Below are 13,723 nucleotides of genomic sequence, written 5' to 3' on the forward strand. Positions count from 1 at the left end.
ATGGCACGCGATACCTGGGCTTACCGCGACGTGGCGGTCGAATCGTATGAAGATGCGCGCACTGGCGCCTTGCGCATCCGCCCGATGGCGGGGCAGGCCTTTGCCCCCAGCCTGCGCGTGCAGTGCGCGCGCGCGCTGGCGGATCCGGCGCTGCATCCGGCCGGCACGCGCTTCCTGCTGTCGGCCAAGCTGACCGACCGCCTGGGTGGCACGCCGTTTTTGTATGCGTGGCATGGCGACCCGGTGGTCGTTTTGAGCGCCGCGCAGGCAAAGAAATTCCTGGCCGAGTTCCGGCGCGGCAGGATTTAGCGATGGAGTTGCTTGAGCAACTGGCCGCGCTCGAAGAGGATGTCGGTCGCTACGACGACATTGAGTTTGGCAGCGAGGAAGAGGGCGCGCGCGCCAACCGCCGCCTGAAGCTGCGCATGCGCGACCTGATCGTTGCGGCGCATGGAGCGGGGCAGGTGCGGGTGCTGGAGCAGGCGCTCGATCTGCTGTCCGCGAACACTGGCTGCGCGGACGACCACGCGCTCTTCCTTGAGATTGGCGGGGAGCTGACAGGGCGCGGCATCGTCGACGAAGCGCGCATGGCGGCGTGCCTGCGCAACGCACCTGTCAACCGCTGGCTATAAGGTCCCGATTCGAGGCATCGCCGGGTTTTGCCTTCTTACGATGCCAGACCTTTCAAGTGATCCTGGAATTCCTCGATGTTTTTATCGATGACGATTTCATCACCAAAATAGGAATTTGCTGCTCCCAGGCTCAACGGCCGAATTTCCAGTGCGGACGGGTTTTTATAATCGAACTTCAGATCGTAATTTTTCTCGCTATCGACCGTGGCCACGATGACGACAGGCCGCTCCCGCCCCTCGCTCACCATCTCGTCGGATAACTTCTCGGCGAGCTTCTCCAGCGTGGTCTGATATGTCATTTCCAGTTGTGCGATACCCTGAAAATAGTCCAATTCCCTGTTTTTCCGATACAGCCATTCGGAGCTGGTGGTCCCTCCGCCAGGACTGGCAAAACGGAAATAGGTGGCATCCCAATCGAGCTTGGTCAGCGCCATGAATTCCAGCAGTACGCCGGCCATTTCCCGCACTACTTCATCTTTTTTACTCATGATGCCTATCCCGGTTAAAAAATGCGTAGAAAAATCATACTGCACAATGCGCTTGCGGCTCATGAAATAGTGTCGGCACGCTGCAGATAGTCCCGGTAAAAGTCGATGAACGCGCGTACCCGCGCCGGTGCCTGGCGTCCCGGCGGCAGCACGGCGTACATGCCACCGCGCGGCAGCGACCATGGCGCCAGCAGTTCGACCACGGTGCCGGCCTTGAAGCTCGCGCGCAGCGTTTGCCCTTCCATTACCGTCACTCCGGCGCCTTGCTCGATCAGCGCCAGCAAGGCGGCCGGCGAATCGACCTGGATGCGCGACGCCGTCTGCACCACAGTCTGGGCGCCGTCGGCCCCGGTGAAGGTCCAGGTGTGCGGGGTGCGCATCAGCGACAGCGCCACCCAGTCGTGCTGGGCCAGGTCCTGGGGCGTGGCCGGATAACCGCGCCGCTGCAAGTACGACGGCGCCGCCACCACGTGCTGGGTGAATTCGCCGAGCTTGATGGCGCGCTGGGTCGAGTCGCGCAGCCAGCCCATGCGAAACGACAGGTCGATGCCTTCGGCGATCATGTCGGCCACCTTGTCGGCGGTGCGCAGGTCGACCGTGATGCGCGGGTGGCGCGCCATGAACTGCACCAGCGCCGGGCCGATGGAGTGGGCCACCTGCAGCGCCGTGGTGGAGATGCGCAGCATGCCGGATAGCTCGCCCTGGTCGCTGCCGGCCTGCGCCAGCGCGTCGGACAGGGCGCGCAGCAGCGGCTGGCATTGCGCGTGCAGCGCGCGTCCGGCATCGGTGGGTGCCACCTGGCGCGTGGTGCGGGTGAATAGCGACACACCCAGCTGGCGCTCCAGGCGCGCGATCTGCACGCTGATCCTGGCCTTGGCCACGCCCAGCCGGTCCGCCGCAGCGGTAAAACTGCCCGCCTCGGCGACGGCGTCGAAGATAGTCAGGCTGTTCAGGTCGATCTGATCGAGAGGCGTCATCGGGATTGATAAGGAATTGAGATCAATCCATTATCAACCATGCGAGGTTGGCGATCAATCGCCACCGGCGGCGCACGCTGCCGGCCGGCTGGATCAGCCGCTTACGGCTGTGCGTCCCTTGGCTGAAGCTGCCACGTGACCCTACCGACTTCCTGTTTCCTCCACAACTGCCGCACGTAAATCTGGTAGGCCTGGTCGCGGTTCTCTTCAGGAATCTGGACCAGCAGCCGGAACGGCATGCGCGACCTGGCGGGGAACAGGACGTAGCCAAAGTTGGTGCGCATGCTTGGACTGACCGAAATCAGGGCGACCCGGCGTTTGTCGTCGATGATGGCGTCCGCCGCCAGTTGGCTCGCGTGCAGCATGCGGAAGAATACCAGCGGCATTTCCAGGAGGACCGCGGCGCCCTGCGGGAGTCTGGCGACGATTTCCAGCGCCATCTCGCGGCCCCTGTCAGGGGCGCCCGGTGCAAGAAACGGCAGCGCCTTGAAGCCGGGCGCCGATGGATCTTGCGCATCGGGCTCGTTGTCCTCGACATTGAAGTTGCGCCAGGTGACGTTATTGTTCGCCCGGATGTAGGTGATGAAATTTTCTCAGACAAGAAAGTCGGCGCGGCGCGGGGCCGGGTCGGCGGCGGTGCCGATCAGCGCGACAAAACAATAGTGCCCCGGCGCCGGGATCGCCGCCTTGGGCCAGACCAGGGCAGGGGACACGGTCAGCAGGTCGCCAGCCGGCACCAGCGGCAGGGTGACGCTGCCGATCCGCGTCCACAGGTTCGGGGTCACCAGGGTGGCGACAGGAGCCCAGAACACGGTCGCCACGACGTTGGTGGCGGCCGTCCCGCCCCGGTTCCTGACCCGCACATAGATGTAATTGTCCTGGCCCCTTGCCGCCGGCATGCTGAGCGCCACGCTTTCGGCCACTGCACTGGCGGCGCCGAATTCGAACTGCGGATCGGGTGAGACAGTGCGCCTGAGGAAGACGTCCGGGCTGGCCGACACCGCGTCGGCGTGCGGCTCGCCGGTGTCGCCGATGAAGTCGCGCAGATAGATGTCAGGGGCGACGTTGAGGACGTCGTTGAAAATCCTGCGCAAATCCGGCATCACCCTGATCTGCGTCGTTTCGGCCGGCGAAGCCCGGGTCCCCCTCGCCATATCGCTCAGGATGGCGCGCATCTGCAGGGGGCCGAAGCGCGGTTGCGGCGGCACCTGCGCTGACGCGCCGCCCTGTACCGCCAGGGCGGCGCCAGCGATGATGGCCGAGGCGCCGGAGGTGCCGGCGAAGCTGCTGGTGTAGGCGTTAGTCACGCTGCCTGGTACCGAGTCGAGGGTGGTGATGCTCTCGCCCCAGGCGTAGCAGTCGACGCGCCTGCCGTGTGGCGCATAGGGCTGGCGCGTATGCGGCGCGGCCGCGCTGGCAGCGGTGACCATGATGGCGCCCGAATCGCGAAAGTCGGGATTGGCGTCGTCGCGGTTGAGGATCGCCTTGCCTTCCAGGGTCGTGTAGGTATCCATGTTCAGCTCGGGCGTGGCGCCGTTGTCGGTCCCGTTGCCGCCGGCTTCGATCACGATGATGCCCGTTGCCGTGGCCAGGCGGATCGCTTCGAACTCCGCGTCATAGGCTTCGATCGGCCCGAGCATGGAGGTGCCGTTGAGGTAGACCTGCGCCTCGATCAGCAGCACGTCGCCGAAACTCAGGTTGGCGATGGCGACGAGGATGGCATCGGCGCGCGTGCTGCCGTAAAAGGAGACCACATCCGCATCGGCCTTCGGCACGATACCCACGCAGCCGATCGCGTTGTCCACGGCGCAGATGGTGCCAAGGACAGCGGTGCCGTGGAAGCGGTGCGGATCGTAGATGTCGCCGTGCAGCAGCGTGATCGCGTGCGCGGCCAGGTCTTCGTGTTCCAGCGTCCAGCCGGCCTCCAGGTCGATGAAGCGCTGGCCCGCGCCGTCGCCGCCGGGCAGGGTCCATGCGTATTCGGCGTCGATCCCGTCCGGCGCCGGGTCCAGGTAGCCTTGATTGGCCCGTTGCGGGTCATCCGATGGAATGACGGGAGGCGGCCCGGCCCTGTCGATGTAGGCGGTTTGCACGCTGTTCCAGTTCAGCAGCGTCTTGGCAAGTGCGACCATATCGGTATCGCCAGGCGCATCGATGTAAAAGAACGTGCTGAAGTCGGCTGGCTTGTAGGAGGTGTCCAACTCGAGCGCGCGTGTTGTGACGGCGCCCAGTTGCTTGTTTCTTACCTCGCTGCTAAACACCGGGGTGACCGTGATACCCGGAAATTGGTCGAGCAGATTGCTCCACGATCCCAGGCCGGTCTGTTCGATCTGGTCGCCGAGGTTGCCCGTGTCGTCGAGTCGCGCTCCTTCCCGAAAACGCACCACCACCCGTGGGCGGCCGAAAGCAGGGTCATTCGGCCTGCCTTGCAGGTTGTCTTGTTTGTCCATCATATTCTCCTGTAAATGCCGCCCATTGCGGCCGCTGCACGGAGGCTGTCCGCCCGGTGGCACCAGGGGCCACCTGGCGTACAAGACTTGGAGGGGGAACATCACTCGCAAAGCGCACCCGGATCGCAGCCCTGTGCTTCATCAGCACTGTCTTGCATCGTCGGCTTTGTGCATGTGCCCGGCTTTGTGACGTCGCAAACCGGGTGGCGATTGATCGGTGGGCGCCACCTAGCCGGTCCGCCGCGGCGGTAAACTGCCCGCCTCGGCGACGGTATGGAAGATGGTCAGGCTGTTCAGGTCGATCTGATCGAGAGGCGTCATCTGGATTGATAAGGAATCGAAATCAATTCCTTATCAACCATGCGCAGCCGGCCCGACGCCCGAGCCGGCCGGATCAGCCGTTGACCGCTACTAGCTCTTTGGCTGAAGCTGCCATGTAACCCTCCCGACTTCCTGCTGTTGCCACACCTGCCGCACGAAAATCTGGAAGGTCTGGCCACGGTTCTCCTCGGGAATGCGAACCAGCAGCCGGAACGCCATGCGCGACTTGGCGGGGAACAGCACATTGCCCAGGCGGATGGGCATGTTTGGATTGAGTGCGATCAAGGCGACACGGCGGTCCTGGTCGATGACGGCGTTACCGGGCGCCAGCTGGCGCTCGCGCAGCATCTGCAGGAAAACCAGTGGCACTTCCAGGGCAAGAGCTGTGCCGGGCGGCAGCCTGCCGACAATCTCCAGCGCCATCTCGCGGCCCTGGTCGGGCGCACCCGGCGCCAGAAATTCGAGCGCCGGGGCATCAATCAGTTCCACCTCATAAGGCACGACGTTGAAATTGCGCCAGGTGACGTTATTGTTCGCCCTGATGAAGGTGGTGAAGTTGTCCCAGACGAGGAAGTCGGCGGGGGCCGGCGCCGGGTCGCCAGCACTGCCGATCAGCGCGACAAAACAATAGTGGTTGGGAGCCGGGATCGCCGCTGCCGGCCAGACGATGGCGGGCGACACGGTCAGCAAATCGGTGGCCGGCACCGATGGCAGGGTGGTGCTGCCGACCAGCGTCCACAGGTCAGGGGTCACCAGGGTGGCCACCGGTGACCAGAATACGGTGGCCGTCACTGCGGTGGCGGCCGCTCCGCCGCGGTTTTTCACCCGCACATAGATGAAGTTGTCGTGGCTCGGGTTGGCTGTCGAGCCCAGATCCAGGCTGTCCGCCAGGGTACTGCTGGAGCCGAACTCGGCCTGCGGATCGGCGGAAGCGCTGGCACGGATGAACACGTCCGGACTGGCTGAAATCGCGCCGCCGTGCGGGTCGCCCGTGTCGCCGACGAAGTCGCGGATATAGATGTCGGGCGTGACGCCCAGGACTTCATCGAAAATCTTGCGCAAGTTGGGCATCGCCCCGATGCGCGTCGTTTCGGCGGGCGACGGCAAGGTTCCCCGGGCTGTATCGCTCAGGATATCGCGCATCTGGCGCGGGCTCAGGCGCCCGCTGGCGGGCGACTGCGCTACCGCGCCGCCCTGGACGGCGAGCGCCGCGCCAGCGATGATCGCCGCAGCGCCGGAGGTTCCGCCGTATCCGGTGGTGTACCCGCTGGTCAGGCTGCCGGGAATCGAGTTGAGTGTGGTAATACTCTCTCCCCACGCATAGCAGTCGATCCGCTTGCCGTGTGGCGCAAACGGCAGCCGCGTATGCGGCGCAGCCGCACTTGCGGCCGTGACCATGATCGCGCCCGAATCGCGGAATTCTGGATTGGCCTCATCGCGGTTAAGGATGGCCTGGCCCGACAAGGTGGTGTAGGTATCCATATTCAGGGCCGGCGGCGAGCCGCCGGTCCCGTTGCCGCCCGTTTCGATCACGATGATGCCCAGCGCGGTGGCCAGGCGAATCGCTTCGTAATCCGCGTCGTAGGCTTCGATCGGCCCGCGCACCGGGGTACCGTTCAGGTAGACCTGCGCCTCCAGCAACAGCACTTCGCCGAAGCTTTGGTGGGCGATGGCGGCGAAGATGGCGTTCGGCCGCGTACTGCCGTAATGTGAGACGACATCGACCGAGATCTCCGGCACGATCCCCACGCAGCCGACCGTATTGTCAACAGCGCAGATGATGCCGAGAACAGAGGTGCCGTGCCTGCGCATCGTGTCGTCGATAAATCCGTGCAGGAGCGTGGCCCCGTGCGCCGCCAGGTCTTCGTGGTCCAGGGTCCAGCCGCTCTCGAGGTCGACCAGGCGCTGGCCCACGCCGTCGCCGCCAGGCTGGCCCCACGCGTATTCCGCATCGATGCCGTCCGGCGCCGGGTCGAGGTAGCCCTGATTGACGCGCTCCGGGTCATCCGATGGATTCACGGGAGCCGGCGCGGCATGGTCAATGTAGGCCGTTTGCACGCTGGGCCAGCGCAGCAGCGTCCTGGCCAGGGCGACCAGATCGATGTTGGCAGGCGCGTCGATATAATAAAACGCCCCGAAGTTGGCCGGCTTGTAAGTGCGGTCCATCTGAACCGCGCGCTGGATCAGTTCCTCCAGCTCGTTGCCCTTGATGAGGGTAAACACCGGGCTGATCGTCAGGCCCGGAAATTGCCCGAGCAGTTTCTTCCACGACCCAAGATTGGACCGGTCGATCTGCTCGCCCAGGTCGCCCGTCGGATCGAGACGGGTGTTCTCGTGAAAACGCACAACGACCCGCGCGCGGTCGTACTGGCCGCCCGGCCGGCCTTGCAGTTTGGATTGATTGCCCATCACACGCTCCTGTAAATGCCGCGCATTGCGGCCACTGCACAGAGACTGTCCGGCCGGACGCGACCCACGTACAGTCGTGCTGGTAAGGAGCGACCGGCGTTACTCGCCGCATCGCGTCCGGCTGGACCGCTGCTTGGGCGCCGCTCCTTTTTACAAACCCATGAGGTCGTTCGTCCGTGCGGCAAGGTGGGCCGCCTGGCGAGCAACATGATGGAAGAGGAGCATCATTGGCTGAGCATCCGGATCGCATCCGTCGCTTCGTTAATAGTGATTAAATGGTCTGCCTTGTAGGCCCGCTCACTTTATGCCGTCGCAACGCTGGTAAGGATTGTCCAAGCGGTCGCATTGATTAGAATTTGGTAACAATGAATTATTTCAATCGACGTTTATCGAATCAATGCTTGCTGTCATCATGTATCTCATCCAAACAACAGCAGGAGTTTCGCAATGAACATCGTACTGATCGGCGCCACCGGATTCATCGGCACAGCCTTGCTTAATGAAGCCCTGAACCGCGGCCATGCGGTCACCGCACTGTCGACCCGTCCGGACAAGCTGGCCGCGCGCGAGCGCCTGCAGGCGCGCGCGGCGGACGTGATGGACGTCGCCGCGCTGACCGCGCAACTGGCCGGCGCCGATGCCGTGTTGTCGGCTTTCAGCGGCCATGCGCAGGGCGACGTGCAGGCTTACTACCTCACCGGCGCACGCAACATCGTCGCCGCCGTCAAGGAAGCGCGCGTGCCACGCCTGCTGATGGTTGGCGGCGCCGGTTCGCTGGAAGTGGCGCCGGGCGTGCAGCTGCTCGACACGCCGGGCTTTCCGGAGGCGTACCGCGCCAGTGCCGAAGGCGCGCGCCAGGCGCTCGCGCTGCTGCGCGCACAAGCCTCGCTCGACTGGACCATGCTCAGCCCCGCCGCCATGATTTCGCCCGGCGAGCGCACCGGCGTGTTCCGCCTCGGCGGCGACGCACTGCTGCTTGACGCCGACGGCAACAGCGCCATTTCGGTGGAAGACTACGCGGTGGCCATGATCGATGAACTGGAACACCCGGCGCATAGCCGCCAGCGCTTCACGCTGGCTTACTAAGTACCCGCTCGACGGGGTGTTCGGGAAAGTGCACACGGTGCTGTAAAAATTGTTAAGATTTACAATTGCTCCACCGCCGACCAACCGACCACCCCCGAAAGGACCGCCATGGCTTCAAGAAAAATCGCTGTCATCATTGGCAGCTTGCGCAAGGATTCGTTCAACCGCAAGGTCGCCAAGACGCTGATGCTGCTGGCGCCGCCCACCTTGGACATGGAGATCGTCGAGATTGGCCAGCTGCCTCTGTACAACCAGGACGACGACGCCGCGCCGCCGCCGGTCTATACCGAGTTCCGCGACAAGCTCAAGGAATTCGACGGGGTCCTGTTCTGCACCCCGGAATACAACCGTTCGATGCCCGCCGCGCTGAAGAACGCGATCGACGTCGGCTCGCGTCCCTACGGCCAGAGCGCGTGGGGCAGCAAACCGTGCGCCGTGGTCAGCGTCACGCCCGGCGCGCTCGGCGCGTTCGGCGCCAACCATCACCTGCGCCAGTCGCTGGTGTTCCTGAACATGCCCACCATGCAGCAGCCTGAAGCCTACCTGGCCAATATCGGCAGCCAGTACGAGGGCGAGAACCTCACCAACGACAGCACCAAGGCCTTCCTGCAAAAGTTCATCGACGCGTTCGCGGTCTGGGTCGAACGTCACGCCGACTGAACCCGGGACGCCGCGATGATACATATCCGTGAGATCGACCACGTGGTGTTGCGCGTGGTCGACCTGGAAGCGATGATCGGCTTTTACCGCGACGTGCTTGGCTGCGCGATCGAGCGGCGCCAGGACCACATCGGCCTGGTGCAACTGCGCGCCGGCCGTGCGCTGGTCGATCTGGTGCCGGTGGACGGCAAGCTGGGGCGGGCCGGCGGTGCGGCGCCCGGGCGCGAGGGGCGCAATATGGACCATGTGTGCTTTCGGGTTGAACCGTTCGATGCGCAGGCGATCCGGACTCATTTGACTGCATGCGGCGTCACGCCCGGCGCGCTCGAATCGCGCTACGGCGCCGAAGGGGAGGGACCGTCGATCTACCTGGACGACCCCGAAGGCAATACCGTCGAGCTTAAGGGGCCGGCCTGGCCGGGCTGATCGCGCACGACGATGACGAATAATTCCACGCCGGCGGCGGACATCGCTCCGCACACGCCGCCTGCCTACGGCAAGCCCGACACCGGCCTGCGGCGGCGCATCTACACGATTATTTTTGAAGCCGACACGCGCACCGGCAAGACGTTCGACGTGCTGCTGGTGGCGCTCATCCTGCTCAGTATCGTGGTCGTCCTGCTCGACAGCGTGCCATCGGTGGTGGCCCGTTTCGGGCGCCCGCTCAACGTGATGGAGTGGACGTTCACGCTGCTGTTTACGGTCGAATACATCGCGCGCCTGTGCTGCGTGCGCCATCCGTGGCGTTACGCGACCAGCTTTTTCGGCGTGATCGACCTGATATCGGTACTGCCGACCTATTTTGCGCTGCTGGTGCCGGAAGCGTCGGCCTTCCTCGACATCCGCATCCTGCGGCTGCTGCGCATCTTCCGCATCTTCAAGCTCACGCTGTACATCACCGAATACATCCGGCTTGGGCGCGCCCTGCGCGCGAGCGGGCGCAAGATCCTCATTTTCCTGTCGGTGGTGATGATGGCGGTGCTCATTCTGGGGACGGTGATGTACGTGGTCGAAGGTCCGGAAAACGGCTTCACCAGCATTCCGATGGCGATGTACTGGGCCACCGTGACGATGACGACAGTCGGCTACGGCGACATTACCCCGCAGACGACCCTGGGACGCATCATCGCTTCGTTCATGATGCTGCTGGGGTGGGGCGTGCTGGCGGTGCCGACCGGGATCGTGACGGCGGAAATGACATCGCAGCGGATGAACTGGAAGCCGACCACCCGGACGTGTCCCTCGTGCCTGAGCGAAGGGCACGAGCCGGAGGCGAAGTACTGCAAGGATTGCGGGGAAACCTTGCCGGCGTATGAGTACGACAAATCCTGACGCCAGGGGGCCGCGCACTCTGGTTCACGCACTTGATCTGTAACAAAGCCGCCGCGCCTGCGGTGCGCATCCGCGTCGCCCTTTATTTGTTGGCGACGAACAATCAATCGCGTGCACGCTCTTTCTAGCCGCAAACAACAGCGGCCTCCCGGAGGAGGCCGCTGTTGCTGCAAGCAGCCTTTTTTGATGCGCTGCACAACACTGACGCGGTGCACGGGACGATGGTTCAGGCCGCCGCGCTGGCGGCGGGCGCGTCCTTGCCGATCCAGTAATTGAACTGGCCGAAGGTGGGCAGCAGTTCCGCATCGCGGGCGTCGAAGAAATCCTGGATCATTTGCCGGTAGGCGCCGCGCCGCGAGAACTGGGCATGGGTGGCGCTGTAGCGCTCCACCGCCGCGTGAAAGGTGCGGCGGATGCCATCGTCGGCGTTCAGGCCCGGATGGCTGCCCGATTTGCGCGGCCGGCCGCGCTTGACGTTGGCGCTGGAACCGCGCGTCTTGCCCGGCGCGCCGGAGTTTTTATAGTCCGGCAGCAGCGCATCCGGATGCTGGCCGCGCTCCCAGTAACGGCGCAGATAGCGGTAGACCGATGGATGCGACACCCCGTGCAGCGCGCTTTGCGCCATCACCAGGCGCCCGCGGTGGCGCGCCTGGTAGATCGCCGGTTCGTCGGCGACCAGCACCTGCACCACGGCCCAGGCCCGGTCGCGCACCTGGCGATGGCGCGCGGGCAGGGTCGTGGCGTCGCCGCTGCTCGCATGCGGGTCGCTCGCCAGAAGTTGCGCGCGCTGTTCGCGCAGGTCGGCGCTCAGGTCCGCCAGCGGCGCCAGCACCGGGTGCGCCCCTTTCGCACCCAGTTCGAAGGTGTAGGCGACGCTGGCGGCGCTATCGATCCACAGGATGCGGATCGTGCGCGCCTGCGCCGGGTAATAGAGCAAGTCATTTTTCAGCAGCATGGCAGCGCTCCCTTGTCGAGTTGGTTAGTGCGTGCATCCATGCAAGTTTCACGCCATGGCCGAGTGCGCCTGTTTTCCCCTGCGGCGGCGCCGCGCGGGTACGAAAACGGCATTGTTATGGTGCGATGCAGCACCCTCGCACCGTTTCAAGCCAGCAAGGCTGCCGAGAACGTTGCCGACTTGAACACATTTGATCTATATCAAACTCTGATCGCTCTTGTCGCCTAGTCTTGGGGCTCGTGCTGAAGACAAGATCTTGCAGAAGGTTTGATACGAGACAAGGAGCTTTCACCACGCCTGCGCTGCGGCGGCGCGATAAGGGTCACACACCAGGCCGCTTGTCCCCGGTACAGCAACTCCGTTTATTTGAAAAAACTACTTTATCGAGGTCTACATGTTTCCATATTCACAATCCGTGACTCCCGCTGTGCGAAGCCACCTGGACGCACAAGTTTCTTTCCTCAACGATATGTCGAAATCGTTGTTCAATTCGTTCCAGCAACTGTGCAATCTGAACATTCAGCTGACCCAGACCTTGCTGGAAGAAACCGCCATCAGCAGCCAGCAACTGCTGACCGCCGACCGCCAGACCGACGTGATCAGTGCAGCCGCATCGCGCGCCCAGCCTGCCAGCGAAAAACTGCGCGCCTATCAACAGCACATTTCCCGCGTGGCTGCCGATGCGCAGGTCGAACTGGCCCGCGTGACCGAGCAGCATGTGCAGGAAACCACCCGCACCGCGCGCGCCCTGGCTGACGAAGTGGCCCGCGTCGCTTCCGAAGAAACCGAGCGCAGCGTGCGTAATCAACAGGAAAGCATGCGCAAGTTCAGCGATCCGTTCACCCAGAACGCCGGCGCATGGCGTGGCAACGGCAGCACCGAAGTGCGCGGCAGCACCAGCATGCAGAGCGGCCAGAATGGCAACGCGCAGGGCGGTTCGGCCGGCAGCAGCCAGAGCGACATGCATGGCAGCATGCAGGGCAACAGCACGAGTGCGGGCGCCACGTCGGCTGGTCAGGCCGGCAGCTCCGCGAGCGCGAGCGGTAAAACCGGTAGCGCCAGCACCGGCAAGAACAGCTAAGAGTACGCGCCGGAGTCCGGCCGGCATGGAGCCGGCCGGACTCTGTCACGCGGTTGCCGGGGCGGGCTGCCTGTCGGTCCCGGCAACCGCGTGAGCGCTGGTGCCGGGAGCGATGCCGAAGAGCGGTCCCAGCACGCGTGAGCGCCGCACGATGTCGGCTATACCGAAACTGAGGCACAAGGTCAGCACGATCAGTACCAGCGCTTCGATGGGCGGCGCCAGCCTGGCCGGCTGGATCGCATGCGCGATCACGACGATCAGCGTCTGATGCACGATATACACGGGGAACACCGCCTGCGCCAGATAACGCCGGTTGGCGCTGTCGCGATTGAGGTGGCGGTGCGCAAATCCCAGCACGGCCACGATTGCGCTCCACGCGAACAGGCAATACACGATGCGCTGCGCGTGCATCAGCGGTTCGACCAACTGCGCGGAAACCAGGTCATCCGGCAGGGCATAATAAATGGTCAGCGCGGCCCAGCCGGCCGCCGCCATTCCCAGGCCGTGCCAGCGCAGCGCTTCCAGGCGCGGCCAACATTGCGGCGTGCGCGCGAGCATGGCGCCGAGCAGGAACAGGAACAGATAGGTCGCGTGGTTGAACCAGTCGTCCACCAGCGCATGCGTGGTCGGGAAGCGCGACATCAGCGCCATGCGCGCGATGGACAGCACCGCCACCGGCAGCACGATGATCTTCCATCCGGCCAGCAGCGCGCCGACGCGCGCGGCCAGCCGGTCGAAACGTGCGCCGAGCGCCATCACCAGGCCGCCCAGCAGGAGCGTGTACACCCACAGGTAGGCCACGAACCACAGATGGTTCCAGGTCGGCATGATCAGGCAATCGGTGCCCCGGCAGAAGCCGCGGTAACGGCCCAAATACAGCTGCATGAAGTCGGCGTAGCCGCCCTGGTAGGCCACCTTTTCCACCACTTCGAAGTACGCCTGCGGCGGCACGATCACCAGCATGCCGAAGATAAGCGGCAGCAGCAGGCGCGCGCTGCGCTGGCGCAGGAAGCGGCCGGCGCCAATCTTTGCCAGCATCAGGCTCGATGCCACGCCGGACACCAGGAACAGCAATCCCAGGCGCCACGGCGACGACAGCAGCATCAGCGGCTCGATGGCATGGCTGGCGAACGGACTTTTGACGTGCCAGTCCCACGTCACGTAATACATGCCGACGTGGTAGAGAATCAGCACGAAAAAAGCGAGGATGCGGACCCAGTCGAGGAACCAGAGTCGGGTGGGGGAGGAAGTCATGGCGCGCGCCTGGTGAGTGGAAAACCCTAGCCTGAAGCAGCACGCTCCGGCGCGCCAGCGAAATGGGGCGAGCCGGGC

14 protein-coding genes are annotated in these 13,723 nt (G+C 64.3%); 7 read left to right on the forward strand and 7 right to left on the reverse strand.

Translation table 11 applies throughout. The features are described 5' to 3' along the window. Positions 1–309, forward strand: a complete 309-nt coding sequence (locus RBA40_RS01140; RefSeq protein WP_306645234.1) for a hypothetical protein — start codon at positions 1–3, stop codon at positions 307–309. 2 nt (positions 310–311) lie between these two features. Next, on the forward strand, positions 312–632 hold the full coding sequence (locus RBA40_RS01145) for a hypothetical protein (RefSeq protein WP_306645236.1): 321 nt from the start codon (positions 312–314) through the stop codon (positions 630–632). 35 nt (positions 633–667) lie between these two features. Here the strand turns inward: RBA40_RS01145 and RBA40_RS01150 are convergent, their stop codons facing one another. The 5 genes from RBA40_RS01150 to RBA40_RS01170 form a co-directional block, all read right to left on the reverse strand. Continuing rightward, the gene (locus RBA40_RS01150; protein ID WP_306645237.1) at positions 668–1,183 is read right to left on the reverse strand and encodes a hypothetical protein; all 516 of its coding nucleotides are present in this window, start codon (positions 1,181–1,183) and stop codon (positions 668–670) included. Further along, complete coding sequence (locus RBA40_RS01155; protein WP_306645239.1) at positions 1,180–2,097, reverse strand: LysR family transcriptional regulator; 918 nt, start codon at positions 2,095–2,097, stop codon at positions 1,180–1,182. Before RBA40_RS01155 ends, RBA40_RS01150 begins: the two co-directional genes overlap by 4 nt. Positions 2,098–2,198: 101 nt before the next feature. Continuing rightward, complete coding sequence (locus tag RBA40_RS01160) at positions 2,199–2,537, reverse strand: hypothetical protein (protein WP_306645240.1); 339 nt, start codon at positions 2,535–2,537, stop codon at positions 2,199–2,201. A 153-nt stretch (positions 2,538–2,690) separates the two neighbouring features. Then, on the reverse strand, positions 2,691–4,550 hold the full coding sequence (locus RBA40_RS01165) for a S8 family serine peptidase (protein ID WP_306645242.1): 1,860 nt from the start codon (positions 4,548–4,550) through the stop codon (positions 2,691–2,693). 408 nt (positions 4,551–4,958) lie between these two features. Further along, positions 4,959–7,277 (reverse strand): S8 family serine peptidase, encoded by a 2,319-nt coding sequence (locus RBA40_RS01170; protein ID WP_306645244.1) that lies wholly within the window; start codon positions 7,275–7,277, stop codon positions 4,959–4,961. A 447-nt stretch (positions 7,278–7,724) separates the two neighbouring features. Between RBA40_RS01170 and RBA40_RS01175 the strand changes: the two genes are divergently transcribed. The 4 genes from RBA40_RS01175 to RBA40_RS01190 all read left to right on the forward strand — a co-directional run bounded on the left by RBA40_RS01175 (position 7,725) and on the right by RBA40_RS01190 (position 10,355). Beyond that, entirely contained in the window at positions 7,725–8,363 is a 639-nt protein-coding gene (locus tag RBA40_RS01175) for an NAD(P)-dependent oxidoreductase (protein WP_306645246.1), read from the forward strand. 108 nt (positions 8,364–8,471) lie between these two features. Then, positions 8,472–9,023 (forward strand): NADPH-dependent FMN reductase, encoded by a 552-nt coding sequence (locus tag RBA40_RS01180; RefSeq protein ID WP_306645248.1) that lies wholly within the window; start codon positions 8,472–8,474, stop codon positions 9,021–9,023. A 15-nt stretch (positions 9,024–9,038) separates the two neighbouring features. After that, positions 9,039–9,449, forward strand: a complete 411-nt coding sequence (locus RBA40_RS01185) for a VOC family protein (protein ID WP_306645249.1) — start codon at positions 9,039–9,041, stop codon at positions 9,447–9,449. Between the two features lie 12 nt (positions 9,450–9,461). After that, on the forward strand, positions 9,462–10,355 hold the full coding sequence (locus tag RBA40_RS01190) for an ion transporter (RefSeq protein WP_306645251.1): 894 nt from the start codon (positions 9,462–9,464) through the stop codon (positions 10,353–10,355). A gap of 226 nt (positions 10,356–10,581) precedes the next feature. On the opposite strand, the gene RBA40_RS01195 is transcribed toward RBA40_RS01190, so the two are convergent. Beyond that, a complete protein-coding gene (locus RBA40_RS01195) occupies positions 10,582–11,310 on the reverse strand; it encodes a hypothetical protein (protein WP_306645252.1) in 729 nt (242 codons plus the stop codon). Positions 11,311–11,704: 394 nt separating this feature from the next. Between RBA40_RS01195 and phaP the strand changes: the two genes are divergently transcribed. After that, a complete protein-coding gene (gene phaP, locus RBA40_RS01200; RefSeq protein ID WP_306645254.1) occupies positions 11,705–12,391 on the forward strand; it encodes a TIGR01841 family phasin in 687 nt (228 codons plus the stop codon). A 45-nt stretch (positions 12,392–12,436) separates the two neighbouring features. On the opposite strand, the gene RBA40_RS01205 is transcribed toward phaP, so the two are convergent. Next, positions 12,437–13,645 (reverse strand): acyltransferase family protein, encoded by a 1,209-nt coding sequence (locus RBA40_RS01205; RefSeq protein WP_306645256.1) that lies wholly within the window; start codon positions 13,643–13,645, stop codon positions 12,437–12,439. Positions 13,646–13,723: the final 78 nt, after the last annotated feature.

This window comes from Massilia pseudoviolaceinigra, assembly GCF_030846505.1.
GTDB lineage: Bacteria > Pseudomonadota > Gammaproteobacteria > Burkholderiales > Burkholderiaceae_D > Telluria_A > Telluria_A violaceinigra.

What these genes read in the sequence shown, in the direction of transcription:
- RBA40_RS01160 (WP_306645240.1), bottom strand. Translation starts at nt 2,537, where the DNA reads ATGGCGCTGGAAATCGTCGCCAGACTCCCGCAGGGCGCCGCGGTCCTC.
- RBA40_RS01165 (WP_306645242.1), bottom strand. Translation starts at nt 4,550, where the DNA reads ATGATGGACAAACAAGACAACCTGCAAGGCAGGCCGAATGACCCTGCT.
- RBA40_RS01150 (WP_306645237.1), bottom strand. Translation starts at nt 1,183, where the DNA reads ATGAGCCGCAAGCGCATTGTGCAGTATGATTTTTCTACGCATTTTTTA.
- RBA40_RS01155 (WP_306645239.1), bottom strand. Translation starts at nt 2,097, where the DNA reads ATGACGCCTCTCGATCAGATCGACCTGAACAGCCTGACTATCTTCGAC.
- RBA40_RS01175 (WP_306645246.1), top strand. Translation starts at nt 7,725, where the DNA reads ATGAACATCGTACTGATCGGCGCCACCGGATTCATCGGCACAGCCTTG.
- RBA40_RS01145 (WP_306645236.1), top strand. Translation starts at nt 312, where the DNA reads ATGGAGTTGCTTGAGCAACTGGCCGCGCTCGAAGAGGATGTCGGTCGC.
- RBA40_RS01195 (WP_306645252.1), bottom strand. Translation starts at nt 11,310, where the DNA reads ATGCTGCTGAAAAATGACTTGCTCTATTACCCGGCGCAGGCGCGCACG.
- RBA40_RS01180 (WP_306645248.1), top strand. Translation starts at nt 8,472, where the DNA reads ATGGCTTCAAGAAAAATCGCTGTCATCATTGGCAGCTTGCGCAAGGAT.
- RBA40_RS01185 (WP_306645249.1), top strand. Translation starts at nt 9,039, where the DNA reads ATGATACATATCCGTGAGATCGACCACGTGGTGTTGCGCGTGGTCGAC.
- RBA40_RS01190 (WP_306645251.1), top strand. Translation starts at nt 9,462, where the DNA reads ATGACGAATAATTCCACGCCGGCGGCGGACATCGCTCCGCACACGCCG.
- RBA40_RS01205 (WP_306645256.1), bottom strand. Translation starts at nt 13,645, where the DNA reads ATGACTTCCTCCCCCACCCGACTCTGGTTCCTCGACTGGGTCCGCATC.
- phaP (WP_306645254.1), top strand. Translation starts at nt 11,705, where the DNA reads ATGTTTCCATATTCACAATCCGTGACTCCCGCTGTGCGAAGCCACCTG.
- RBA40_RS01140 (WP_306645234.1), top strand. Translation starts at nt 1, where the DNA reads ATGGCACGCGATACCTGGGCTTACCGCGACGTGGCGGTCGAATCGTAT.
- RBA40_RS01170 (WP_306645244.1), bottom strand. Translation starts at nt 7,277, where the DNA reads ATGGGCAATCAATCCAAACTGCAAGGCCGGCCGGGCGGCCAGTACGAC.